This window comes from Thiopseudomonas alkaliphila (genome assembly GCF_001267175.1).
Lineage (GTDB): Bacteria > Pseudomonadota > Gammaproteobacteria > Pseudomonadales > Pseudomonadaceae > Oblitimonas > Oblitimonas alkaliphila.
On record NZ_CP012358.1, the window covers coordinates 1245597 to 1268306 of the forward strand.

Consider the following 22710-nt stretch of genomic DNA (forward strand, 5'->3'; position numbering starts at 1 on the left):
GTATTAGAATGGAGCGGAATCTGATTTAGGTGAACGACCATGAATGATCCACAACAGCCCAACAAACCAGAAGCCATTACGCATTTTGGCTATCAAGATGTTCCCGAAAGCCAAAAAGCCAAGAAAGTTGCCGAAGTCTTTCATTCGGTAGCCGCACGCTACGATCTAATGAATGACGTCTTGTCGGGCGGGATGCACCGTTTATGGAAACGCTTCACCATTGAGTTATCAGGTGTGCGTCCAGGTAATAGGGTCTTAGATATTGCCGGTGGGACCGGTGACCTTACCCGTAAATTCTCCAGCCTAGTCGGAAGTACTGGTGAAGTGGTACTGGCCGATATTAACGACTCGATGCTAAAAGTGGGTCGCGACCGTTTACTCGATAAAGGCGTCTCAAGTAATGTGCGTTTTGTTCAAGCCGATGCGGAACAACTGCCCTTTCCTGACAACCACTTTGATGTGGTGACCATTGCCTTTGGCCTACGTAACGTCACCCATAAAGAGGCAGCGATTCGCTCAATGCTGCGAGTACTCAAACCTGGCGGTCGCTTGCTGATTCTGGAGTTTTCCAAACCGAAAAACCCCTTACTTTCGAAACTATACGATACCTACTCCTTCAATTTTATGCCGCTAGCTGGCAAGTTAATTACTAACGATGCCGACAGCTACCGCTATCTGGCCGAATCAATCCGCATGCACCCTGACCAAGAAACCCTTAAAGGCATGATGCAAGACGCCGGCTTTGAGCGCATTACCTACCATAATATGACCGGTGGCATTGTTGCTTTACACCGTGGAATTAAACCCTAATGTTCAGTCAAGCACTCCTAGCTAGCCTTGAGTTAAGTATCAATCAGCTGCTGCACTTAGATCCAGTGGCGCAGCAGCAGCTCGCGCAGCTGGCAGGACAAGTGCTTGAAGTAGAAATCAGTACGCCCTTACAGCTACGCTGCTACCTCGTGTTGCATAGCGATGGGCTGCAATTAGCCAATCAGTGGTTAGGCGCCGTTGACTGTCTCCTACGCGCGCCCTTAGCTCAGCTGGCCTTACTGGCAACCGCCAGGGATAAAACGCCGTTACTGCACCACCCTAAACTAGATCTGAGCGGTAATACCGGACTATTGATGCAACTAGCAGAAATTTTGCAGCAATTAGACTTAGACTGGGAATACCTGCTGCAACAATTACTCGGCCCAGTGCCCAGCGCCTTACTCAGCTCCTCAATTAAACGCCAATGGCGCTGGTTACAGCACAGCCAGCACAGCCTTGAGCAAAGCGCCATTGACTATGCCACCGAAGAAGCACGTTTCTTGGTCGGCACGGCCGAAGCGGAAGTACGCTTCAATGAAATTGATCAACTAACGCAATCCTTAGATCGCCTGAGCGCACGCGTTGCCCAACTGACCGCCAAGGACCCCTCAGCATGAGACTGCTTGCCATTCGCCGCTTGTTTCGCATCCTGCAAGTGATTATTCGTTATCGCTTAGATGATTTGCTGTATGACCTACCCTTGCCTTGGTACGCTGCTAGCACACGTTATTTACTGCCTTGGCGTTGGCTGCCGCGTAAACAACATAACTTAACCCGGGGCGCAGCTTTACGCTTGGCGCTAGAAGATCTTGGGCCCATTTTTATTAAGTTTGGACAAATTCTCTCAACCCGCCGCGACCTACTACCAGCCGACATTATTGATGAGCTAAGTCGCTTACAAGACCAAGTACCGCCCTTTGATTCAAGCACCGCTACCCGCCTGATTGAACAACAACTTGGCATGCCAGTCAGCAGTGCATTTAAAGAGTTTAATCCCCAGCCATTAGCCTCAGCCTCAATTGCCCAAGTACATACCGCACAGCTACACAGTGGTGAGCAGGTGGTGGTTAAAGTCATTCGTCCGGGACTGGCGAAGGTTATAGCCCAAGATATTGCGTGGCTGCACTTACTGGCTCGGATTGCCGAAAAAGCTTCTCCAGAGGCTCGCCGCCTGCATCCCTGTGAAGTGGTAGAAGATTACGAGAAAACCATTTACGACGAGCTAGACTTATTACGTGAAGCCGCTAATACCAGTCAACTGCGCCGTAACTTTACTGGCTCAGATTTACTCTATGTGCCACAGGTTTACTGGGAGTACTGCCGCCCACAAGTTTTAGTGATGGAACGCATCTATGGCATACCCGTTACTGATATGGCGGCTTTACAGGCCCAAGGCACTGACTTTAAACGACTGGCGGAACGCGGAGTAGAAATCTTTTTCACCCAAGTCTTTCGCGACAGTTTCTTCCATGCCGATATGCACCCTGGCAATATTTTTGTTAGCACCAATAATCCATCTGAGCCGCAATACATTGCTATCGACTGCGGCATTATTGGTACACTCACCCCAGAAGATCAAGACTATTTGGCGCGTAATTTATTGGCGTTTTTTAAGCGGGATTATCACCGCGTCGCTCAGCTCCACATAGACTCCGGCTGGGTACCTGCAGATACCCGAGTCAATGAACTAGAAGCTGCAATTCGCACGGTGTGCGAGCCTATTTTTGAGCGGCCACTAAAAGATATTTCCTTTGGTCAGTTGCTAATGCGGCTCTTTCAAACCGCGCGCCGTTTTAATATGGAAGTTCAACCACAATTAGTATTACTACAAAAAACCTTACTCAATATTGAAGGTTTAGGTCGACAACTCTATCCAGACTTAGATTTATGGGCGACCGCAAAACCCTACTTAGAGCGCTGGATGCGTAAACGCATTAGCCCTAAACGGGTGCTCAATGATGTCCGTCAACAGGTTGAACAAATTCCTCACTTAGCCCGTATGGCGCGTACCAGTTTAGAGCGCATCAATCAGGCCAACCAACCACCACCGCTGCAACAAAAAATGCTGCGCAACATCAATATTGTGCTGGGTGTTGGTTTAATCGTAGGCAGCCTGCTGTCGGGCTTAAGTTTGCAATGGGCTGCTTGGCCACTATGGCTGATGCTACTCAGTGGCGTCTGGCTGATTGTGCGGGCCTAACTTTTTTAATCGCTAAATACCAACAGGAAAAATCCATGAGCCAATGGCTTGATGCAATTAAGTGGACTGACGATGGCTTAGTACCCGCCATCGCCCAAGATTACCAAAGCGGTCGAATTCTAATGATGGCTTGGATGAACAAAGAATCATTGGCACTAACCGTACAAGAGCAACGCGCCATTTACTGGTCGCGCTCGCGTGGTAAGTTATGGCGTAAAGGTGAAGAGTCAGGACACGTTCAAAAACTGCACGAGCTGCGCTTAGACTGTGATGCCGATGTGATCATTTTAATGGTCGAGCAGCTCGGTGGCATTGCCTGTCATACCGGACGCCACAGCTGCTTTTATCGGGTTCTGGATCAACAGCAACAATGGCAAGTTGTCGAACCCGTAATTAAAGCACCAGAACATATTTACTCTAATCAACCTTCAGTGGGTGAAAGCAATGACAACTGATACCCTAAGCCGCGTAGCTCAAGTCATCGAAGCACGCAAAACCGCAGATCCAACCGAATCCTATGTGGCCAGTTTGTTTCATAAAGGCCTTAATAAAATTTTAGAAAAAGTCGGCGAAGAGTCAGTTGAAACCATTCTTGCGGCCAAAGACTGCGCTAATGGCGCAAGTAAAGATGAGCTAATTTATGAAACTGCAGATCTTTGGTTTCACAGCTTAGTGATGCTGGCTGCTCTAGGTGAAAAGCCTGAGTCTGTTCTACAAGAGTTGGAGCGGCGTTTTGGCTTATCTGGTTTAGAAGAAAAAGCAGCGCGCGGTAACAATTAATTTCATTTCATCGGGTCGTAACATACATGACCGATGATAGATCTTTTATACTAGTCAGCAATCTATCTTGTTCTGGCAATCGATTTTACTGGAGTACTTCCTATGTTAGGTGGCATCAGCATTTGGCAACTCTTGATCGTTTTGGCGATCGTGATTTTACTATTTGGCACTAAGCGCTTAAAAAGCGTAGGTTCTGACCTAGGCTCAGCAATCAAAGGTTTTCGCAAAGCCGTCGGTGAAGATGAAAAAACCGCGGTAGATAACCAAAGCACCATGCATAACACCACCATTGATGGCACGGCGAAAAAAGTAGAAGAGCCTGCAACCAAGGAATAATACGGCATGTTTGATGTTGGCTTTTCTGAATTATTGCTGATTGGCTTAGTTGCGCTACTGGTATTAGGCCCTGAACGCCTGCCAGGCGCAGCGCGTACCGCAGGTTTATGGATTGGCCGTTTAAAATCTGGTTTTCAAGCCATTAAAGCCGACGTCGAGCGTGAAATTGGCGCCGATGAAATTCGCCGTGAATTGCATAATGAAAGCATTCTAAAAAAAGAGCGCGAACAATTACAGCAGGCAGCTAAAGACGCCACTGACTTACTCAATGATCCCTTAGGCTTAAAATCCGCCGTGCCGAGCGTTGAGCCTGAACAATTTGAGCCCCAGGCCCAAATACCTGCCGAGCCCCTGCCTGATTCTTCAACGGTGCCACCTGCAGTCACCACGGCCGAGCCAGCAATTGAGCCTAAACGTCCTACGAGTACCGCTGATTCATGAGTCAAGCTAACGATCAAGCCATGCCATTAGTGGCTCATCTGACGGAATTACGTTCCCGCTTATTACGCTGTGTGATTGCGGTATTATTAATTTTTGCCTGCTTATTCTATTTTGCGCAGGATATTTACGCTCTCGTTTCAGCACCACTGCGCGCGTACTTACCAGCCGGCGCCAGCATGATTGCCACCGGTGTCGCTTCTCCTTTTTTAACGCCATTTAAGCTGACCATGGTGGTCTCGCTGTTTTTAGCGATGCCGATCATTTTGCAACAAATATGGGGTTTTATCGCCCCAGGCTTATATCAGCACGAAAAACGTATTGCAGTACCTTTATTAAGCGCCAGCATTGCTCTGTTTTATGCCGGTATGGCCTTTGCCTACTTTGTCGTATTTCCGATTATGTTTGGCTTTTTTGCCAGCATGACCCCAACTGGGGTGCAAATGATGACCGACATTGGCCAATATTTAGACTTTGTCTTGACACTATTTTTTGCCTTTGGCGTAGCTTTTCAAATTCCTATTGCCACTATCTTGTTATTATGGATTGGCATTGTTGATCTGGAAAAACTCCGTAAAAGTCGCCCCTACGTCATTCTCGGCTGCTTTGTGGTCGGGATGTTACTGACCCCGCCTGATGTATTTTCCCAAACCCTACTCGCCATTCCGATGTGGTTGTTATTTGAAATGGGTATCGTATTTGGCAGCATTTTAGTCATTAAGCCTCGCTCAGCCAAACAAGCAACAGAAAACTCTGAACCAAGCACTACTGAGTCTAGTTCTTCCAGCAGTGATGACAGCGCTTCAGCGGCTAAAAAAGAACCTGTACAACGCCTATGAATCTTATTTTGCTGGAGCCCAGTGATTTTATTGGTCCACACCAGGTGCGCTTAACTGATCGCCGCTGGCAGCACATTCAGCAAGTGCATCAAGCTAAACTAGGGGAGTCTTTGCGAGTAGGCTTGATTAACGGACTGATGGGGCTGGGCACTGTGACTGCACTAGATACCACCGGCGTAACACTCCAGATCGCCCTCAGCGAACCGCCACCAACAGCCTTGCCGCTCACTTTAGTCTTGGCATTACCCCGACCAAAAATGCTCAAACGCACCTTACAAACCATTGCTAGCATGGGGGTTAAGCGGCTGATTTTAGTTAACAGCTATCGGGTTGAAAAAAGTTTTTGGCAGAGTCCTTTTTTGCAAGCAGCAGCCATTCGGGAACAATTACTCTTAGGTTTAGAGCAAGCCAGAGATACTGTGCTACCTGAAGTTATCCTAGAAAAACGCTTTAAACCCTTTGTCGAAGATCGCTTACCGGCACTTACAGCCGATAGCTTGGCGCTAGTGGCCCACCCTGGCGCGTATCCTGCTTGTCCTAGGCAGCTAGAGCAGCAGGTCACCTTGGCGATTGGTCCAGAAGGTGGCTGGATTCCCTACGAAGTGGAATTACTCACCCAAGCAGGTTTTAGCCCGGTGCAATTGGGTGAGCGTATTTTGCGGGTTGAAACCGCAGTGCCGGTGTTATTGGCCCGCTTATTTTAAGTGTGTCTCGCGACTAAGCTCCGCTTTATCTTGAGCGCTTACTGGCTGCGACAGCTCTTGTAAAATACCGCAACGTGCAGCAGCTTGTGCCGTTTGGCACTGTCCCCGGATATGCTGTAACTTCTCGGCTAAGCCCTGTAGTTCTTGTATTCGCTGTTGGACATGATGAATATGCTCATCCACTACCTGATTCACCGCATCACAACTCGCCGCTGGCGTATCTTTTACCTCAAGTAATTGGCGAATTTCCTCTAAGGATAAATCCAATAAACGGCACTGGCGAATAAAGTTTAAACGCTCAACATGCTGCGCTTGGTACACCCTAAAGTTTGCCGTATCCCGCTGCGGTTCAGGCAACAATCCTTGCTTTTCATAATAACGAATAGTTTCAATGTGGGTATCGGTTTGCTGAGCTAGCAGGCCAATGCGCATCGACTTCATCAGTTAACTCCTTGCTTTAACCCTGGCGATTAATCTTTACTTGACTCTGTAGCTACTACAGGGTTTTTAATGCAGGCTATCAAAGTTTAACCCGAAGGAGAATCCCATGAGCCAACCTCAAGCATGCTGCACGCCAGTGCTAGCTGCCCCAGCGGCTAACCGCCAAGGTGCACCTGATCCACAACATGTGAAAAGCATCTTGTTGATTGAAGCCATGGATTGCCCAACAGAAGAGCGCTTAATTCGTGAGCAACTTGAAAATCATCCACAGGTGAGTGCACTCTATTTCAATCTGCTCGAACGCCAATTACAAATCCACCACCAAGCCGAGGCGCTTCCAGCAATTATTCAAATTATTCAGCGCTTGGGGATGCAAGCCAAGCCCTTAACCGAGCACGCAGCCGCAAGCAGTACCGCCACTCCCAGTCCAACGCCGACTAAAACATTAATTGCTGCAGGCGGCTTAGCTTTATTTGCCGAGTTGCTGGAATGGTTTGCAGTTGATGCCAATTGGCTAGTTTTTGCCAGCGCCCTAGCCAGTATTTTATTGATTGGCTTGCCAATTGTGAAAAAAGGCTGGATTGCCCTATTAAACCGTCATTTAAATATCAATGCCTTGATGTCGATTGCCGTTACTGGTGCCTTGTTAATCGGCCACTGGCCAGAAGCGGCAATGGTCACCTTTTTATTTGCTCTGGCCGAAATGATCGAAGCTCGCTCCTTAGGTCGTGCCCGCGATGCAGTAAAAAGCTTATTAGTCATGACTCCAGAGTTAGCCGTTAGCCAACAGGCCGATGGTCAGTGGCAAGCCACCCCGGTGGCGCAAATTGCCGTAGGTAGCTTAGTTCGCCTTAAACCGGGCGAGCGCGTCGCCCTAGACGGGATAATTACCCAAGGGCAATCGGCCTTTGACCAGTCGGCAATCACCGGTGAAAGCCTGCCAGTGGAGAAAAAACCACACGACACCATCTTTGCCGGCAGCTTAAATACGAGTCAAGAAGTGATTTATCAAACCAGCGCTGGCAGTGATGATTCTCTGTTGGCGAAAATTATGCATCGTGTGCAAGAAGCGCAAAGCAGCCAAGCACCCATGCAGCGCTTTGTGGATAAGTTCTCCCAAGTTTACACCCCAAGTGTGGTGCTCATTGCTCTGTTGGTAGCGATTTTACCGCCGCTATTAGGTGCTGGTCTGTGGCTCGATTGGGTCTACAATGCCTTGGTCTTACTGGTGATTGCCTGCCCTTGTGCACTGGTTATTTCTACCCCTGTGGCGGTAGTTAGTGCCCTAACCCGTGCGGCGCGTTTAGGTATTTTAATCAAAGGAGGTGTCTATTTAGAACAAGCCAAAGACTTAACTCATATCGCCTTTGATAAAACCGGCACCCTAACCCAAGGACAGCCGAGCTTAGTCGGCGCTGAGTATTTTGCTGACACAGCCCATAGTCAAGCACTCGCTTTAGCACTCACCGAACGCTCTGACCACCCCGTATCCCAAGCTATTTTTACTGGGCTCAGTTCACAGTCAGCCACAGTCGAAAAACCAACGGTGGATAACTTTACCGCCCTGTTAGGTTTAGGCACCCAAGCCCGCATTGAGCAACAAACGTTGTATCTAGGTAATGTGCGCTTAATACAGCAACTAAAACTACTCACTCCAGAGCTTGAACAACAGGTCTTAAGCTATGAGCAGCAAGGCTGCAGCTTAAGTTTGCTGGCTACTGAGCAGCAAGTACTGGCGTTATTTGCCGTACGTGATCAGCTACGCGCAGAAACCACTGCCAGTATCAAAGCACTCAAACAACTAGGCATTCATAGCCTTATGCTAAGTGGTGATAATCAACTCACCGCACAAGTGATTGCTGAGCAGGCCGGTATCGAACAAGCCTTAGCCCCTTTACTGCCCGAAGATAAGTTAACTGAAATTGAACGCTTACAGGCACAAGGTTATCAGGTAGCCATGGTGGGCGATGGGATTAATGATGCACCAGCCTTAGCCAAAGCCAATATGGGCATCGCTATGGCGGCTGCAGGTACCGATACCGCCATTGAAACCGCAGATATTGCCCTGCTGGATGATGATTTACAGAAAATTCCCCAGCTGATTAAGCTCTCACAGGCTACTTCTGCCATTTTATGGCAAAACATTAGCCTAGCATTAGGTTTAAAGCTAATTTTTTTGCTGTTGGCGTTAACCGGGCATGCCACCATGTGGATGGCGGTATTTGCTGATATGGGTGCCAGCTTATTGGTCACCTTTAATAGCTTACGTTTGTTACGCCACAATAACTAACAAGGATGAGCTATTAGCTAGCTAATAGCTCATCCTTGTTGCTTTAGTTGGCTAGAGCAGCTGGAGTAGCCACTGGACTATCAGCGCTGCCACTATGAGTTGCGTTGTCTGACTCAAGCGCCTCGGCTTGCTCCTTTTCGTCTTCTTTTTCTTCGTCCTCGCGCTCAGCTTCAGCAATCGCTTGCAAGCGCGCAATCACCTTGCCATGGACAGAGTCAAGGGGATACTCGCCCTGCTCATCGGCCACTCCCACCGTTTGCGTGGTCAGTAATGTCAGCGCTTGATCCACTGTTTCTACCGCATAAATTGCAAACTTCTGCTCAGCTACTGCCTGAATTACTTCAGGCGCTAAAATTAAATTCACTTGATTACAGGCAGGAATAATCACCCCTTGAGTACCGGTTAGACCACGCGCTTGACAGAGCTTAAAAAAGCCCTCAATTTTTTCATTTAAACCGCCCACCGCCTGCACCTGGCCTAACTGATTAATTGATCCCGTAATAGCTAAATCTTGACGCAAAGGAACACGAGCCAAACCTGAGATTAACGCACAAGTTTCACCAAGTGAGGCACTGTCACCATCGATATAGCCATAGGATTGCTCCATGGCGACACTGGCAGAAATATCTAATGGATACTTTTGTGCATAACGATTACCTAAAAAACCATTTAAAATCAGCACGCCTTTGGAGTGGATCGATTGTCCTAAATTCACTTCTCGCTCAATATCAACCACTCCACCGCTACCGGTATAAACTGCAGCAGAAATCCGCGCCGGAATGCCAAACTCAAAGTCGCCGACATCCATCACGGTTAATCCATTACATTGCCCAATCGCCGTCCCCTCTGTTTCGATCAAGATCACGCCATCGAGCATATCCTGCAAAATATGCTCGGCTACCTTGCCGTTACGTTGCTGCTTAGCACCAATTGCTTGCTCAATATGCTGCGCGCTGATTTCGCTAACTCCCTGTTGCGCACGCCAGTAATCAGCTTCACTGACCACCTGAAATACTTCGCTAATAGCTGCCGATAAACGCTGCTGATGCTCAGCCAAACGCACACTGTGTAAAGCCAAGCGCTGCATACCACAGGCAGTTAAAGGCGCTAATTGCTCTTCAGCCACCCGTTTATTTAATAAGTTAATAAAAGCCAACAGGTGTTGATCGAGTAAAGGCACATCTTGCTCAAAGTCCGCCAACACACGAAATAACTCGGCAAACTCTTCATCGTAGTCTTGCAAGTTGTAATACCACTCTGCAGTGCCAATTAAAATCACCTTAACCTGAAGCCCAAACTGCTGTGCATCCAAAGTAATAGCGGCAAATCGACCGGTATCCAGTAAAGGTGACTCAATTTTTAACTGCTCAGTGGTTAGTGCTCGTTTTAGCGCTTCCCAGACAAAAGGCTCCATCAACACTTTGTCTGCTTGCAATAATAAATAACCACCATTCGCCCGATGCAAAGCACCGGCTTTGATTTGCTGATAGTCGGTGGTTAACCCTGCAGGTTCTTGAATATATTCTGTGCGTCCAAACAGGTTTTCATAGCTAGGATTAGCCTCATAAATCACCGGCGCTCCTTGAGTGCTGGCATGGCTCACTAACAGATTCGGTGCGTAGTGCCGCGCCAACCACTGACGCCGTAACGAGTCACTGGTTTCCTCAACAACTAATTGCTCAACAGCGTGGCGCAACAAATGCTGCTGGATGCCCTGAACATACTGAAGAACCGCAGGATAATTGGCATAGGTCTGCAGTAATGGCTCAAGTAATGGTATCAATGCAGTCTGTATCGTCTGCTCATTTAAACCACGTAGCTGATTATTCGATTCGCGCTTCCACTGTGGCAAGTTGGCTAACTGATCATTCAATTGCTCTTCTAACTGGCTAATGGTTTGCTGGTACTGGCTACGCACTTCATCATCTAGCTGAGCAAACTCATTATCTTCCAGTACTTTGCCGTCGCGCATCGGGGCAAAACCTAGATTGCCTGGCTCACGAAACAGCGCAATACTAACCTTCAGTGCCTGTTTCTCTAACTCATCAACAATGGCGTCATAGCGCTGATTAAAGTTACGCTCAATCGCAGTTTTTTGCTGTTGCCATAGGGGTGTTTCAAAGACGGCTGGGAAAGTGGCTACTAACTGATCGAGTAACTGCGCAAAATCATCTGCTAGCTGTTTACCAACACCTGCGGGCAATTGCACCGCAATCGGCGCCCGAGCATCATCAAAGTTAGGTAAATACAGGCTATCGCAAGGCGCTGCTTGATGACGTGCCTGTGCTTGCAAATAGCGTTTGGTGTAAGAAAAGCGTCCTGTACCTAGCTCGCCCTTAACAAACACGTTGTAACCTCTTTGCCGCATCCCTACGCCAAAGGCTAAGGCATCAATTGCCCGTTGCTGGCCTAGCACCCCTGACTGATTCATGCCAAGGCTATGCGCCTGAGCAAACAGCTCGGGCGAAAACTGGCGTGTTAATTGTTCAGCAGGTAGCCGGAGCGCGGCAACAGAATCAGGCATACAAAGAATTTCCTAGCAAAATTTTAATCAATAAAACCGCGCATTTTGGACGTGCGCCCGCTAGGTTGCAAGGTTAGTCGGTAGCCTAATTTAGTCACTGGGTTCAGTATAACGCTGATAATTCACTAGTTGCAGCTGGTAACCTGCGGTAATTTCAGCAGTTTCCAAAGCGGCTACCTGTAATTGCCCCTCCACCCAAAAGGGCTCCCATAACTCATCTAATGGCAGCCCTTGCTCTGCATCAACATAGATAATTTGATTGCTCGGTGGCGGTGGCACATGAATGCAGGCCCCAAGATAAGGCACGAGTAAAAAATCAATCACCCGACTGTTGGCATCAATCGTCAGCGGCACCACATAGCCTGCCAGCCTCACCTGCTGCTGATCAAAGGTGGTCACCACTGGCGCATTGGGCTCTTGCTGAGCAAATGCAGAACCCGTTGCTCGATCCATTTCCGCCTTAAAGATCGATGCTAAATCGCTGTAGTCATGGATCGGTAACGGTGGTTTTAACTCATAATCCTCCGGCACCAAATCATCCCAACTTAAGGTTTGCACTGTGCTAGCTGCTCCTAGGTTGGCCGCGCTGCAAGCTAAAACCAGTAGCAGCCACAAACAGCTAGAGCTAGTTTTTTTAACTTGCTCAAGTAGCCGACTGAACCTTAGTGGCTCGACCTTAAACATGCATCACCAAACCATCATTTAACGATAACCGATAAGCTCGCCCTGCTGGTAATAACGCCATCAGCAGGGCCGCTAGCATAATTCCCGCTAATAACAGCCATTCGCGTAGCGACAAACCAGACAATGGCAAATAAATTCCGTAATGAGTTTGAATCGGCTGTTGCAACACTAAAATCCCAATGATTAATAACGCAACGCCAAGTATTACTCCAGCGCCGGCTAACAGCAGCGCCTCTAGCATCAAGAGACTAGCAATATGCCACGGCCGCGCGCCCACTGAACGTAACACCGCCATCTCTCTTCGGCGTTCATTTAAACTGGCCAAAATTGCCGTTAACATACCAATTAAGCCGGTCAGGACCACCAGTAAGCTAATAATAAACAGCGCCTGCTCAGCACTACTCATCAACCCCCAAAGCTCCTGCAAGGCAACTCCTGGAATAATCGCTTGCAAGGGTTCATCGGGCCACTGATTAATAGCTCGCTGCACACTAAAGCTGGCCACCTTACTGTTTAGTCCAAGTAACGCTGCAGTAATTGAGCGTGGCGTTAAATCCATTTGCTGTACTTGCTCTGCGGTTAAGCGCGCTGCTCCACGAGCTGGCATGCCATGCTGCCAATCCAAGTGAATCGCTTCCATTCCAGCAAGGGAAATATGCAAAGTACGATCCACCGGTGTCCCGGTGCGCTGCAAAATGCCGGTAACGGTAAAGGGTTTATCATCGTGCTGAACTAAACTGACTCGAGAAATGCCATGGGCTAATACCACTGAATCGCCCAATTGGTAACCTAACCGCTCGGCTACCTCAGCCCCAAGCACCAGCTGAAAGGGTTGTTGATCGCTAAAGAAGTCGCCGGCTTGTAAAGCTAAATGTTGTTTGCGCCCATATTGATAATGAGTGAAATAGTCTTCACTGGTGCCCAACACTCGATAGCCCTTGTGCGAATCCCCCAAAGATAATGGAATTGCCCACTTAACCTGTGGATGCTGTTGCCACTGGGTAAAGCTTGACCAGCGAATATTGTTAGTGGCATTGCCCAAACGAAACACAGAGTACAGTAATAAATTAATCGAGCCTGAACGTGCGCCGACGACTAAATCTGTGCCACTGATGGTATTAGCAAAACTCACCCGAGTCTCAGTACGAACGCGTTCCACCGCCAGTAGCAAACAAACCGACACAGCAATCGCAAATACCGTTAACCCTGCAGTAAAACGGCGACTTTTTAAACTGCGCCATGCTAAATGCAATAAATTCATCACACGACCTCTGCCTGTTGCTGAATCCAAGGCACTTGATTGAGCTCTAATAAATCCAGTTGCCGATCAAACTGCAGAGCTAAGCTTTGATCATGGCTTACAAACAGCACACTGGTTTGACTGGCCTGGCTTTCATTAAATAGCAATTCTAAAAATCGGCCACGGGTATCGGCATCGAGGGCTGAAGTGGGCTCATCTGCAATTAATAACTCCGGTGCACCAATTAAACCTCGCGCGACCGCCACCCGCTGCTGCTGACCAATCGATAAACTACTGGCTGGCTGCTCATATAAGGCTTTAGCCAATCCCAACTGGTTTAACAAGTGCTCGGCAGCAGCCAACACATTGCCAAAACGTTGTCGCGCTTTTTGTTGGCGTGTTTTAGAAAACTGGCAGCCCAACAGAACATTTTGCAGCACTGTTAAAAAGGGTAATAAGTTAAACTGCTGAAAAATAAAACCACAGTGATCCGCCCGAAACTGATCACGCTGTGCTGCAGACAACTGAGTTAAATCTTGCCCTAATAGCTTAATCTGCCCGCAGCTGGGCAAGTTAACTCCGCCTAACAGACCAAGCAAAGTACTCTTACCACTGCCCGATGGGCCCTTTAAAAACACTCGCTCACTGGCTGCTATCGTCAGCTGCGGAATCTTCAATAAAGGCGCTTGCTTCGGCCAAGCAAACGCTAAGTCTTGTACTTCAATCATTGCTTCTCTCTTCATCTCAGTGCTTACCTTAAGGCATTAGCTGTAACTGGCTCTGTTTTGCCGTTAGGGTTGCTGCCTGTTGCTCAGTACTGGTTAATAACTGTACCTGCACCTGCTGCATACTGGGAAAGTGAGCAAACAAAGGGGCGAAGGATAACTGCGTGAGCTGTTTAGGCGCGGCACAACTTAATTGTGCTTGCCAGCTAATCTCTGCGTGGTCGTGGTCGTGGTCGTGCAGAGTGTGTGCGCTTAGTTGCGCTCCCTGCAACTCTACCTGTTGCAAAGTACACTGTGCCCCTGCAGGTAAGGTAACGAGATTGTCTAGCTGCTGTAAGGTCTGTTTGAGTTGCTGAACCTGTTGCTGCTCAGCCGTGGTTTTTGCCAAGTACTCAAAGCCCAAAACATCCATCGCCGGCGTTTGCCAAGCAAGATGCAACTGTTCTTGTTCCAGCACAATATTTAACTGGCTCACACCATGTTGATGAGCGGCTAAAGCGCTTTGCGGCTGAGCAGCAGTTAGACTGCTATAAGCACTAAAGCAAACAACCAATGAGTAAAAAGACACTGCACCCAAACGCGGCAAACTGAACACGCTGTTATCCCCCTATAAATCACTCAGTAAATGACACTCAATTACATTCAGCTATATAGTTACACTATAACAAAACATTTTCAAACAACTTCAGCCTTTTTTTAAATTGTCTAGGCAACTTTATACCTTGGTTAATTTCTTAGATTCTGTAGCCAGTGCAATGACTTTCAACGGGTTACGCGCTATGTTGCTAAAAAAAATGTTTCTGCTATGCATTTTTTTCTACCGTTATTACTCAACCGCTGCTAAAGTCGAAACGTATTGAATTGCGGTCATCCTCTTGGCCTTCGAGGTTCTTAAAAATGTCTTTATCGCTTGAATCCTTCCTCTCTCACATTAAACAACGTGATCCTGATCAACCCGAATTTCATCAAGCTGTAGAAGAGGTCTTACGTACGTTATGGCCTTTTCTTGAAGACAACCCCAAATACATGCAAGCCGGCATTTTAGAACGCATTGTTGAGCCTGAACGAGTGATTATGTTCCGTGTACCTTGGGTTGATGATGCGGGCAAAGTCCACGTTAACCGCGGCTTTCGGATTCAGATGAATAGCGCGATTGGGCCTTATAAAGGCGGGATTCGTTTTCACCCCTCGGTCAACTTAGGGGTATTAAAATTCTTAGCCTTTGAGCAGGTGTTTAAAAACTCACTCACTTCTCTACCGATGGGCGGTGGTAAAGGTGGCTCAGATTTTGACCCTAAAGGCAAAACTGATAACGAAGTGATGCGCTTTTGCCAATCTTTCATGACCGAACTGCATCGCCATATTGGTCATAATTTAGACGTGCCTGCCGGTGATATCGGTGTGGGAGCGCGGGAAATCGGTTACTTCTTTGGTCAATACAAGCGCTTAGCTAATGAGTTCACTTCAGTGCTGACCGGTAAAGGCATGACCTACGGCGGCAGCCTCATTCGCCCTGAAGCCACCGGTTATGGCTGCGTGTACTTTGCCGAAGAAATGCTTAAACGCATTCGTCGCCGTTTTCAAGATCAGCGGGTCGCTATTTCCGGCTCAGGTAATGTCGCCCAGTACGCTGCACAAAAAGTGATTGAGTTAGGTGGTAAAGTGATTTCACTGTCTGACTCTGGTGGTACTATTCATTTTCCTGAGGGCATGGATGGCGAGCACTGGAAATACCTGATGGATCTTAAAACCGTGCGTCGCGGACGGATTCAAGAAATGGCCGAACACTTCAATGTGCCTTTCTTAGCCGATCAGCGTCCGTGGAGCCTCGCGTGTGATATTGCCCTGCCTTGCGCCACGCAAAACGAGCTGAATGCAGAAGATGCTCGTACGCTGATTGATAATGGCTGCGTCTGTGTGGCTGAAGGCGCCAACATGCCTTCCACCCTAGAGGCAATTGATCTGTTTTTAGCCGAAAACATTCTGTACGCACCAGGCAAAGCTTCCAACGCGGGTGGGGTTGCGGTGAGTGGTTTAGAGATGAGTCAAAACGCCATGCGTTTACTCTGGACCGATGGTGAGGTAGATGCCAAGCTGCACAGCATTATGCAAAGCATTCACCAAGCCTGCGTGCTTTATGGTGAGGAAGATGGCCGGATTAACTATGTGAAAGGCGCCAATATTGCCGGCTTTGTCAAAGTTGCCGATGCGATGCTAGCCCAAGGCATTGTCTAACGGCTGCTTAGTCCAAGCTGCGCCTATAACCACAAAAGCTCAGCCATCACTGGCTGAGCTTTTTTATGCTTACGGATTAAAGCCTTTAAATGAGGGTAAAAATCTCTTCTTCAGCTAAGCGGGCTTTAGTCAATTTGGCGTTAAAATCACTGTCGGCGTGATAGCCCAAAGCCACCGCTGCCACTGCAGTTAAATCTTTGGCATTAAGATCAAACTCTTGATCCAACACTGCTTGATCAATACCTTCTAATGGCACCGCATCTAAACCTAAAACAGCAGCGCTGTACAACAAAGTGCCTAAGTTTAAATAAACCTGCTTTTCTAGCCAGTGCGGCACATCTTTTTTGTCGTATTTATGAAAATTTAAATACAGCAGACGCGTATTATGGGAGGCGGCTTTAGCTTCTGGTGCGGCATCGAAACGACCGGCGGCGGCCTCTGCTGCTAATACCTTTTGTAAGTGCGCATCATCAATCTGAGTGCGTGCGCAAAACAGCACTACATGCGAAGCATTTAAAATTTTAGCTTCGTTATAGCTATAATTGCCCTGCGCGCCCTTTGCTAAGCGTGCTTTTCCTTCTGCAGTACTTGCCACAATAAAATGCCACGGCTGAATATTAGTGCTTGAGGCACTGTAACGTAAGGAAGCCATTAACTCTTTAACCAAAGGCTCAGGGATCACTTTATTGGGATCAAAGGCTTTGGTGGCATAACGACGGGTTAAGTAATCGGTTACTTGCATCATTTACACTCCTTACACATTCAATAGGTAATACTGAGCTCTTTGCCATTAAATAGTTTTAGCTAGCGTGGCTTGCTCACAAATTTGGGTTAAGGCTGCAGCCCAGTCTGCCTGACTGTTTAAGCAGGGCAATAAGACTAATTCTTCCCCTCCGGCCTCAACAAACTGCTCACGCCCACGCAACCCCAACTCTTCTAAGGTTTCAATACAATCGGCGACAAATGCTGGCGACATGACCAATAACTTTTTAACCCCTTGCTGTGCTAACTCGGCAAAGCGCTCTTCAGTGTATGGCTCCACCCATTTAGCACGTCCTAAGCGGGACTGAAATGAAACAGACCACTGCTCAGGCGACAAACCGGCTGCCTCAGCAAAGGCTTGAGCAGTTCGATAGCACTGCGCGCGATAGCATTGTTCCAGCACAGCGTCACTAGCGGTTTGACAGCAATTAGGATTGCTTAAACAATGCCCACTGTGATCAAGCTTAGTCAAATGCCGCTCTGGTAAACCATGGAAGCTAAGCAGCAAATGATCAAACGGCTGCTCCAGCGCAGATTTCACACTATTAGCCAGTGCCTGGATATACAGTGGATGCTGATAAAACGCAGGCACAATGTGAGTAGTTAATGGCTGCTTCAGTTTGGCTACACTGTCCTCAAAAGCTTTAATTGCAGTGGTGGTAGTGCTATCAGCAAACTGTGGATAAAGTGGCGCCAAGGTAATTTCGTTCACCCCTTGTTGCTGTAACTGCCGTACTTGTTGCTCAATCGATAACTCAGAGGCACCATAACGCATCGCCAAAGCCACAGGGCCATGCTTCCACAGTGGGCGCACGGCTTCAGTGAGTTGCTGGCTAATCACTACTAGCGGCGAGCCTTCATCCCACCAAATTTCTTGATAAGCCGCTGCCGACTGTTTGGGGCGTGCAATTAAAATTAAGGACACCAGCAAACGACGTACCGCCCACGGCAGATCAATCACGTAGGGATCCATTAAAAACTGATTTAAGTAACGACGTACATCAGTCACCGAAGTTGATTCGGGCGAACCTAAGTTAACGAGCAATAAAGCGTGCTGAGACATTGACCTGTAATCCTAAAAATAATTGACCCATTCACCAAGCGCGAGTCAGTCTGAAATACGTCTAAATAACTGCTGTGCAGGCGCAACCAAATACACCGAGCGCAATAACATAAACAATAAAAAAGCTAGCCACAGCCCATGATTTTCAAAGCGCTGCAATAACCAAGCGACCGGCAAGCAGGTTAAAACTGCCAACAACATCGCATTACGCATTGCTCGGGCTTGGGTGGCGCCAATAAACAAGCCATCTAATACATAACTCCAAACGGCCACCAACGGTAACACGGCTAAATAGATTAGATAAGGCTGAGCCGCAGCTTGTACCGCCGTTTGATCGGTTTGTAAGGCAATAAAGTAATGCCCAAACAGGCTAAATAACACGGCAAAGATCAAACTCGCTGCCAACGAATACAACAGCACTAATAACAGAGCACGGCGCAAGGCAATGCGATCTTTCGCACCCAATGCATGCCCTGTTAAGGCTTCTAGTGCATGGGCTAATCCATCCAGCGCGTAGGAGCAAATCATTAAGCCATTGAGTAATAACGCATTGGCTGCCACTGTCGCGTCGCCCAAGCGGGTTCCTTGCACAGTGACCATAAAAAACACGCCTTGCAAGGCTAAGCTACGAATTAAAATATCGCGATTTACACTGAGTAGCGCCTGCCAACTCTGCCAAACTTTTAGCCGTGGAAGAATCTGTTGCCACTTGATCTTTCCTGCAACGCGCGCGGCTAGAAATAAGCCTAAGCCCACACCGCTCCACTCAGCGATAACCGAAGCCCTTGCCGCGCCAGCAACTTGCCAGTGCAAGCCAAACACAAACCAAACATCCAAGACGATATTGAGCAGGTTACAGATCACCAGCATCCAAAACGCTGCCCGTGCGTTCTGTGCGCCTAAAAACCAGCCAGCCAACGCATGGGTCGCTAATGCTGCAGGTAATCCCCATAAACGGATAAAGAAATACTGCTGCGCGACCTGATGCAATTCTTCCGAAGGCTGCATCAAGGTGAGTGCTAGGGCAAAAATAGGCTCGGCTAAAGCAATCAACAGCACGGCCAGTAATCCTGCCAATAGCAAGCCTTGAATCAGTACCTGCTGTAATCCGCACTGATCTTTACGCCCTGCAGCTTGGGCAGCAAAGCCAGTGCTGCCCATGCGCAAGAAACCAAACACCCACACCAACAAAGTATAAATAGTGCCACCAACGGCCACCGCGCCCAATTGATAAGCATGGGGCAAGCGTCCAACCACCGCACTATCTACCAGCGCTACTAAAGGCACTGATAGATTGCTAAGAATCATCGGTATCGCCAGCGCCCAAATCTTTTGCTTGGTGTCGGCATGTTGCCATGCATCCTGCAGCCAAGCGCGCCATCGCTTAATCATTGGCAGCGCAACCGATTAATACAGCGCCTGATAGAGTTTGCGGCGGTACTGCACTACTAACGGATGATCAGCTCCCAATAGATCAAACACTTGCAGTAAGGTTTTATGAGCCACTCCTTCACTAAAGCTGCGATTACGTACAAAAAGCTGCAGTAGTGCGGCCAATGCTGGCTCATATTGCTGACGGGCAAGCTGCTGAATACTGAGCTGATAAACCGCCTCATCATCCGCTGGATTCTGCGCTAGGCGTGCTTTCAAATCAGCCGTTTCTGGCAGGTCCGCCGCCTGTTTTAAAAAAGTAATTTGCGCTTTAGCGGCGGCCAATGCCTGCTTATGCTCATCACCTGGTACTGCATTCAACACCTGTTCTGCTTCGGTTAAAGCATTACGCTCGGCTAAGCAGCGAGCATATAAAATCAGTGCCTCAGCATTACTGTTATCGGTACTTAGCAGCTGTTGCAATAAGGTTTCAGCCGCACCAAATTCAGCGGCCTCAAACAGTGCTTGCGCTTGCAACCAAGGATCATCGTCCTGTGGCGCTGGCTCAGTAACATATTTTGCTAGCAACTCACGAATCGCTGACTCTGGCTGAGCTCCTTGAAAACCATCGACTGGCTTACCATCTTTGAAAAGCACTACTGTAGGCAGACTACGAATCCCAAAGCGGGCTACGATTTCTTGCTCTAGGTCACAATTCACTTTGGCCAGCAATAACTCGCCTTGATAATCGGTAGTGATTTTTTCTAACACCGGCATTAGTGCCTTACAAGGCGCACACCACTCAGCCCAAAAGTCGACCAGCACTGGCTTATGAAAAGAATTTTCAAGCACCAACTGATCAAAACTATCTGCACCTGATACATCAAAACTAAAACTTGTTGCCATCTTTATCTCCTACTGACGCTGGCTGCGCTGCCCAGCCACCGCACGATATACGCTGAACCCCTGAGCCTCAGCCAATACCTGGCAAGGTCCAAGATGCTGATTAATTAACGGGGGATACTTTAAAAAACTATTCGCCACAATCCGTAGCTCACCTTGGGCGCGTAAATGACCCTTACCCTGTGTCAGCATTTGCTCGCTGGCCGCATAATCCGTGTGTACCCCTTGATGAAACGGCGGATTGCTAATGATCGCAGCTAAGTGCTGCGGCGCCTCATTAATTCCCGTGCCCGCAATTACCTCGGCCTGCACTTGGTTAGCCTGCAAGGTTAGCTGGGTACTAAAAAGAGCAAACGCATCAACATCCAACAAGCTCACCTGACTGTTGGGATACTGCTTAGCTAAATAACAGCCAATCACGCCCGCGCCACAACCAAAATCCAAATAGTGGCCTTGGGATAAACCTTCTAGATGCGCCAGCAGCAACTCAGTTCCACGATCTAAACGGCCATGACTAAATACCCCTGGCACCGTTTTAATGGTCAACTGCTGCTGCCCGACAGTTACTTCAAAACTGTTGGCTAGTGCGGCAAGGTCAGGCACCGCAACAGGTGCTTTACGCGAGGTTAAACGCCATAGCTGACAATGCCGCGCGCTATCGAGTTTGCTCACTTCGCCATATTGCGCTAGTTGTTTAGCCGCACGCTCAATTCCAGCACGCTTCTCACCGACTAAGAAAATCTCCGCGGCTGGGTATTTAGCGCAAATTTCTTGCAGCAAATACTCGGTTAACTCGCGGGATTTTGGCAAATACAGCACCACAGCATCATATGATTGATCAGGCGCTGTCACTGAAAAGTAAGCACGGGACTGAAGTGCAGCTAATGCTTGGTAGTCCGCATAATTCCAACACCATAACTCACTGCTAGGTAATTGCTGCAACAACCCATCAGCCGGAGCACCTGCTAATAATAATTGACCACTAAAGTAATGGCCTTGGCGTAATAAAACTTGGCTTCTTGGATCCATTATTGGCTTCTTGATTAGTTACACTCACAGAGTTAAACGCATGGATAAATCCACCGCAGTTACATCTTTGGTTAATGTGCCAAGGGAAATATAATCCACCCCCGTTTCGGCCACTGCCCGCAAGCTTTGCTCGTTAATTCCGCCCGAAGCTTCTAACTTGGCGCGCCCAGCGGTCAAACTCACTGCTGTACGCATATCGTCTAGACTTAACTCATCCAGCATCACAATATCCGCCCCTGCAGCTAAGGCTTGCTGCAACTCGTCTAGGTTTTCAACCTCTACTTCAACTGGTTTACCTGGCGCTATCTGTTGAGCCGTCGCCACCGCTTGGGCAATTCCACCACACGCCATGATGTGGTTTTCTTTGATTAGGAAGGCATCATATAAACCTATCCGATGGTTGTAGCAGCCACCGCAGGTCACCGCATATTTTTGCGCTAAACGTAAGCCTGGCAGAGTTTTACGCGTATCCAATAGCTTAACGCCCGTACCTTCAACCAACTGAGCAAAATAAGCCGCCCGCGTCGCCACTGCCGATAAGGTTTGTAAAAAGTTTAACGCAGCTCGCTCACCACTTAATAACGCCCGTGCATTACCGGCCAGTTCAAATAAGGTTTGATTCGGCTGCACCGCTTCACCATCGGCAACTAGCCAGGTCACACGAACAGTGGGATCAATTTGTGCAAACACTTCATTCACCCAAGCCACACCACTGATCACCGCTGCATCGCGGGTAATTACTCGTGCGGTGGCTTGTTTATCGGTCTGAATTAATTGAGCGGTAATGTCACCGCTGCCTATATCTTCAATTAATGCAGTGCGAACATTATGGGTTATTTCTTGTTTAAGCTCAGTTAATACGATATTTGCCATAGTGTTTACACCTTTAAAATAAGTCCTGCTGCTCTATTATGGGATCGCTAAAGAAATCGCTGATCGCTTGTTGTTTATATTCTAAGCGCGCTTTTTCGATACGCTCTTTGCGCGCCTGACACAATCGCAGCACGTCTCGCTTTTGCTGATCCGAAAAGCGCAGCCAATACAATCGCTCATCCCGTGAACGCAGGCAGCCACGACAGTAGCCTTTATTGTTTGCTGCACAAACCCCAATACAGGGGCTAGGAATCTCAAAAATTTCAATCTGCTGCATTGCCATCAGACCGCCTAAAAAAGACTGCCGCGATTATACGCCAGCTGCAAAAAAATCGGGACGCAGAATAGCTGCTCATTTTTTGAGCACTGTTACATCGACAATTTCGCTCTAAGAAAATTACCTTTGTCGCTTGACAAGCGTTAAGCCACAGCTGACCTAGGTTACACAAAAGTCAAGTAAAGA

Annotated in this window: 24 protein-coding genes; 11 read left to right on the forward strand and 13 right to left on the reverse strand. The window is 48.1% G+C overall.

The genetic code is table 11. The features are described 5' to 3' along the window. Positions 1 to 39: 39 nt before the first annotated feature. From ubiE to AKN87_RS06045, 9 genes are all read left to right on the forward strand, one after another. On the forward strand, positions 40 to 810 hold the full coding sequence (gene ubiE / locus AKN87_RS06005) for a bifunctional demethylmenaquinone methyltransferase/2-methoxy-6-polyprenyl-1,4-benzoquinol methylase UbiE (protein WP_053100275.1): 771 nt from the start codon (positions 40 to 42) through the stop codon (positions 808 to 810). Then, positions 810 to 1427, forward strand: a complete 618-nt coding sequence (locus AKN87_RS06010; RefSeq protein ID WP_053102802.1) for a ubiquinone biosynthesis accessory factor UbiJ — start codon at positions 810 to 812, stop codon at positions 1425 to 1427. The genes ubiE and AKN87_RS06010 overlap by 1 nt, the downstream gene beginning before the upstream one ends. Further along, on the forward strand, positions 1424 to 3010 hold the full coding sequence (gene ubiB, locus AKN87_RS06015; RefSeq protein ID WP_053100278.1) for a ubiquinone biosynthesis regulatory protein kinase UbiB: 1587 nt from the start codon (positions 1424 to 1426) through the stop codon (positions 3008 to 3010). The genes AKN87_RS06010 and ubiB overlap by 4 nt, the downstream gene beginning before the upstream one ends. Further along, on the forward strand, positions 2965 to 3465 hold the full coding sequence (hisI, locus tag AKN87_RS06020; RefSeq protein ID WP_269413507.1) for a phosphoribosyl-AMP cyclohydrolase: 501 nt from the start codon (positions 2965 to 2967) through the stop codon (positions 3463 to 3465). The genes ubiB and hisI overlap by 46 nt, the downstream gene beginning before the upstream one ends. Further along, the gene (locus AKN87_RS06025) at positions 3455 to 3790 is read left to right on the forward strand and encodes a phosphoribosyl-ATP diphosphatase (RefSeq protein ID WP_053100280.1); all 336 of its coding nucleotides are present in this window, start codon (positions 3455 to 3457) and stop codon (positions 3788 to 3790) included. The genes hisI and AKN87_RS06025 overlap by 11 nt, the downstream gene beginning before the upstream one ends. 102 nt (positions 3791 to 3892) lie before the next feature. Further along, positions 3893 to 4126, forward strand: a complete 234-nt coding sequence (gene tatA / locus AKN87_RS06030; protein WP_053102803.1) for a twin-arginine translocase TatA/TatE family subunit — start codon at positions 3893 to 3895, stop codon at positions 4124 to 4126. A gap of 6 nt (positions 4127 to 4132) precedes the next feature. After that, positions 4133 to 4567, forward strand: coding sequence for a Sec-independent protein translocase protein TatB (tatB, locus tag AKN87_RS06035; RefSeq protein WP_053100282.1), 435 nt, complete (start codon positions 4133 to 4135; stop codon positions 4565 to 4567). Next, complete coding sequence (gene tatC, locus AKN87_RS06040) at positions 4564 to 5403, forward strand: twin-arginine translocase subunit TatC (protein ID WP_080995514.1); 840 nt, start codon at positions 4564 to 4566, stop codon at positions 5401 to 5403. Before tatB ends, tatC begins: the two co-directional genes overlap by 4 nt. Next, the gene (locus tag AKN87_RS06045; RefSeq protein WP_053100283.1) at positions 5400 to 6107 is read left to right on the forward strand and encodes a 16S rRNA (uracil(1498)-N(3))-methyltransferase; all 708 of its coding nucleotides are present in this window, start codon (positions 5400 to 5402) and stop codon (positions 6105 to 6107) included. The genes tatC and AKN87_RS06045 overlap by 4 nt, the downstream gene beginning before the upstream one ends. Here the strand turns inward: AKN87_RS06045 and cadR are convergent. Continuing rightward, positions 6099 to 6548, reverse strand: coding sequence for a Cd(II)/Pb(II)-responsive transcriptional regulator (gene cadR, locus AKN87_RS06050; RefSeq protein ID WP_173568162.1), 450 nt, complete (start codon positions 6546 to 6548; stop codon positions 6099 to 6101). The genes AKN87_RS06045 and cadR overlap by 9 nt on opposite strands. Before the next feature lie 106 nt (positions 6549 to 6654). On the opposite strand from cadR, the gene AKN87_RS06055 reads away from it, so the two are divergent. Then, positions 6655 to 8838, forward strand: a complete 2184-nt coding sequence (locus tag AKN87_RS06055) for a heavy metal translocating P-type ATPase (RefSeq protein WP_080995515.1) — start codon at positions 6655 to 6657, stop codon at positions 8836 to 8838. 43 nt (positions 8839 to 8881) lie between these two features. Here the strand turns inward: AKN87_RS06055 and AKN87_RS06060 are convergent, their stop codons facing one another. From AKN87_RS06060 to AKN87_RS06080, 5 genes are all read right to left on the reverse strand, one after another. Next, entirely contained in the window at positions 8882 to 11362 is a 2481-nt protein-coding gene (locus tag AKN87_RS06060) for a Lon protease family protein (RefSeq protein ID WP_053102804.1), read from the reverse strand. Between the two features lie 90 nt (positions 11363 to 11452). After that, positions 11453 to 11920, reverse strand: a complete 468-nt coding sequence (locus tag AKN87_RS06065) for a DUF3299 domain-containing protein (RefSeq protein ID WP_231692527.1) — start codon at positions 11918 to 11920, stop codon at positions 11453 to 11455. Between the two features lie 118 nt (positions 11921 to 12038). Beyond that, positions 12039 to 13307: an ABC transporter permease gene (locus tag AKN87_RS06070; protein ID WP_053102805.1), complete on the reverse strand. Its 1269-nt coding sequence runs from the start codon at positions 13305 to 13307 to the stop codon at positions 12039 to 12041. Then, entirely contained in the window at positions 13307 to 14014 is a 708-nt protein-coding gene (locus AKN87_RS06075; RefSeq protein WP_231692594.1) for an ABC transporter ATP-binding protein, read from the reverse strand. Before AKN87_RS06075 ends, AKN87_RS06070 begins: the two co-directional genes overlap by 1 nt. 28 nt (positions 14015 to 14042) lie before the next feature. Further along, positions 14043 to 14606: a ZrgA family zinc uptake protein gene (locus AKN87_RS06080; protein WP_053102807.1), complete on the reverse strand. Its 564-nt coding sequence runs from the start codon at positions 14604 to 14606 to the stop codon at positions 14043 to 14045. Between the two features lie 302 nt (positions 14607 to 14908). On the opposite strand from AKN87_RS06080, the gene gdhA reads away from it, so the two are divergent. Then, complete coding sequence (gene gdhA, locus AKN87_RS06085; RefSeq protein ID WP_053102808.1) at positions 14909 to 16246, forward strand: NADP-specific glutamate dehydrogenase; 1338 nt, start codon at positions 14909 to 14911, stop codon at positions 16244 to 16246. Between the two features lie 85 nt (positions 16247 to 16331). Here the strand turns inward: gdhA and nfsB are convergent, their stop codons facing one another. From nfsB to AKN87_RS06120, 7 genes are read right to left on the reverse strand one after another with little or no spacing between them, the layout of a single operon-like run. Continuing rightward, a complete protein-coding gene (gene nfsB / locus AKN87_RS06090) occupies positions 16332 to 16991 on the reverse strand; it encodes an oxygen-insensitive NAD(P)H nitroreductase (RefSeq protein ID WP_408033264.1) in 660 nt (219 codons plus the stop codon). Between the two features lie 45 nt (positions 16992 to 17036). Continuing rightward, on the reverse strand, positions 17037 to 18071 hold the full coding sequence (gene hemH / locus AKN87_RS06095; RefSeq protein WP_053102809.1) for a ferrochelatase: 1035 nt from the start codon (positions 18069 to 18071) through the stop codon (positions 17037 to 17039). A gap of 45 nt (positions 18072 to 18116) precedes the next feature. Beyond that, the gene (locus tag AKN87_RS06100) at positions 18117 to 19463 is read right to left on the reverse strand and encodes an MATE family efflux transporter (RefSeq protein WP_053102810.1); all 1347 of its coding nucleotides are present in this window, start codon (positions 19461 to 19463) and stop codon (positions 18117 to 18119) included. 15 nt (positions 19464 to 19478) lie between these two features. Next, complete coding sequence (gene trxA, locus AKN87_RS06105) at positions 19479 to 20348, reverse strand: thioredoxin (protein WP_053102811.1); 870 nt, start codon at positions 20346 to 20348, stop codon at positions 19479 to 19481. Between the two features lie 9 nt (positions 20349 to 20357). Beyond that, positions 20358 to 21374, reverse strand: coding sequence for a class I SAM-dependent methyltransferase (locus AKN87_RS06110; protein ID WP_053102812.1), 1017 nt, complete (start codon positions 21372 to 21374; stop codon positions 20358 to 20360). 24 nt (positions 21375 to 21398) lie between these two features. Beyond that, positions 21399 to 22247: a carboxylating nicotinate-nucleotide diphosphorylase gene (nadC, locus tag AKN87_RS06115; RefSeq protein ID WP_053100293.1), complete on the reverse strand. Its 849-nt coding sequence runs from the start codon at positions 22245 to 22247 to the stop codon at positions 21399 to 21401. A 13-nt stretch (positions 22248 to 22260) separates the two neighbouring features. Next, complete coding sequence (locus AKN87_RS06120) at positions 22261 to 22530, reverse strand: DUF1289 domain-containing protein (RefSeq protein ID WP_231692595.1); 270 nt, start codon at positions 22528 to 22530, stop codon at positions 22261 to 22263. Positions 22531 to 22710 lie beyond the last annotated feature (180 nt).

What these genes read in the sequence shown, in the direction of transcription:
- hisI (WP_269413507.1), top strand. Translation starts at nt 2,965, where the DNA reads ATGGCTGATGCTACTCAGTGGCGTCTGGCTGATTGTGCGGGCCTAACT.
- AKN87_RS06110 (WP_053102812.1), bottom strand. Translation starts at nt 21,374, where the DNA reads ATGGATCCAAGAAGCCAAGTTTTATTACGCCAAGGCCATTACTTTAGT.
- AKN87_RS06120 (WP_231692595.1), bottom strand. Translation starts at nt 22,530, where the DNA reads ATGGCAATGCAGCAGATTGAAATTTTTGAGATTCCTAGCCCCTGTATT.
- ubiB (WP_053100278.1), top strand. Translation starts at nt 1,424, where the DNA reads ATGAGACTGCTTGCCATTCGCCGCTTGTTTCGCATCCTGCAAGTGATT.
- cadR (WP_173568162.1), bottom strand. Translation starts at nt 6,548, where the DNA reads ATGAAGTCGATGCGCATTGGCCTGCTAGCTCAGCAAACCGATACCCAC.
- AKN87_RS06055 (WP_080995515.1), top strand. Translation starts at nt 6,655, where the DNA reads ATGAGCCAACCTCAAGCATGCTGCACGCCAGTGCTAGCTGCCCCAGCG.
- AKN87_RS06060 (WP_053102804.1), bottom strand. Translation starts at nt 11,362, where the DNA reads ATGCCTGATTCTGTTGCCGCGCTCCGGCTACCTGCTGAACAATTAACA.
- nadC (WP_053100293.1), bottom strand. Translation starts at nt 22,247, where the DNA reads ATGGCAAATATCGTATTAACTGAGCTTAAACAAGAAATAACCCATAAT.
- AKN87_RS06045 (WP_053100283.1), top strand. Translation starts at nt 5,400, where the DNA reads ATGAATCTTATTTTGCTGGAGCCCAGTGATTTTATTGGTCCACACCAG.
- AKN87_RS06070 (WP_053102805.1), bottom strand. Translation starts at nt 13,307, where the DNA reads ATGAATTTATTGCATTTAGCATGGCGCAGTTTAAAAAGTCGCCGTTTT.
- AKN87_RS06075 (WP_231692594.1), bottom strand. Translation starts at nt 14,014, where the DNA reads ATGATTGAAGTACAAGACTTAGCGTTTGCTTGGCCGAAGCAAGCGCCT.
- AKN87_RS06025 (WP_053100280.1), top strand. Translation starts at nt 3,455, where the DNA reads ATGACAACTGATACCCTAAGCCGCGTAGCTCAAGTCATCGAAGCACGC.
- AKN87_RS06100 (WP_053102810.1), bottom strand. Translation starts at nt 19,463, where the DNA reads ATGATTAAGCGATGGCGCGCTTGGCTGCAGGATGCATGGCAACATGCC.
- tatB (WP_053100282.1), top strand. Translation starts at nt 4,133, where the DNA reads ATGTTTGATGTTGGCTTTTCTGAATTATTGCTGATTGGCTTAGTTGCG.
- tatA (WP_053102803.1), top strand. Translation starts at nt 3,893, where the DNA reads ATGTTAGGTGGCATCAGCATTTGGCAACTCTTGATCGTTTTGGCGATC.
- tatC (WP_080995514.1), top strand. Translation starts at nt 4,564, where the DNA reads ATGAGTCAAGCTAACGATCAAGCCATGCCATTAGTGGCTCATCTGACG.
- gdhA (WP_053102808.1), top strand. Translation starts at nt 14,909, where the DNA reads ATGTCTTTATCGCTTGAATCCTTCCTCTCTCACATTAAACAACGTGAT.
- ubiE (WP_053100275.1), top strand. Translation starts at nt 40, where the DNA reads ATGAATGATCCACAACAGCCCAACAAACCAGAAGCCATTACGCATTTT.
- trxA (WP_053102811.1), bottom strand. Translation starts at nt 20,348, where the DNA reads ATGGCAACAAGTTTTAGTTTTGATGTATCAGGTGCAGATAGTTTTGAT.
- hemH (WP_053102809.1), bottom strand. Translation starts at nt 18,071, where the DNA reads ATGTCTCAGCACGCTTTATTGCTCGTTAACTTAGGTTCGCCCGAATCA.
- AKN87_RS06010 (WP_053102802.1), top strand. Translation starts at nt 810, where the DNA reads ATGTTCAGTCAAGCACTCCTAGCTAGCCTTGAGTTAAGTATCAATCAG.
- nfsB (WP_408033264.1), bottom strand. Translation starts at nt 16,991, where the DNA reads ATGATGCAAGTAACCGATTACTTAACCCGTCGTTATGCCACCAAAGCC.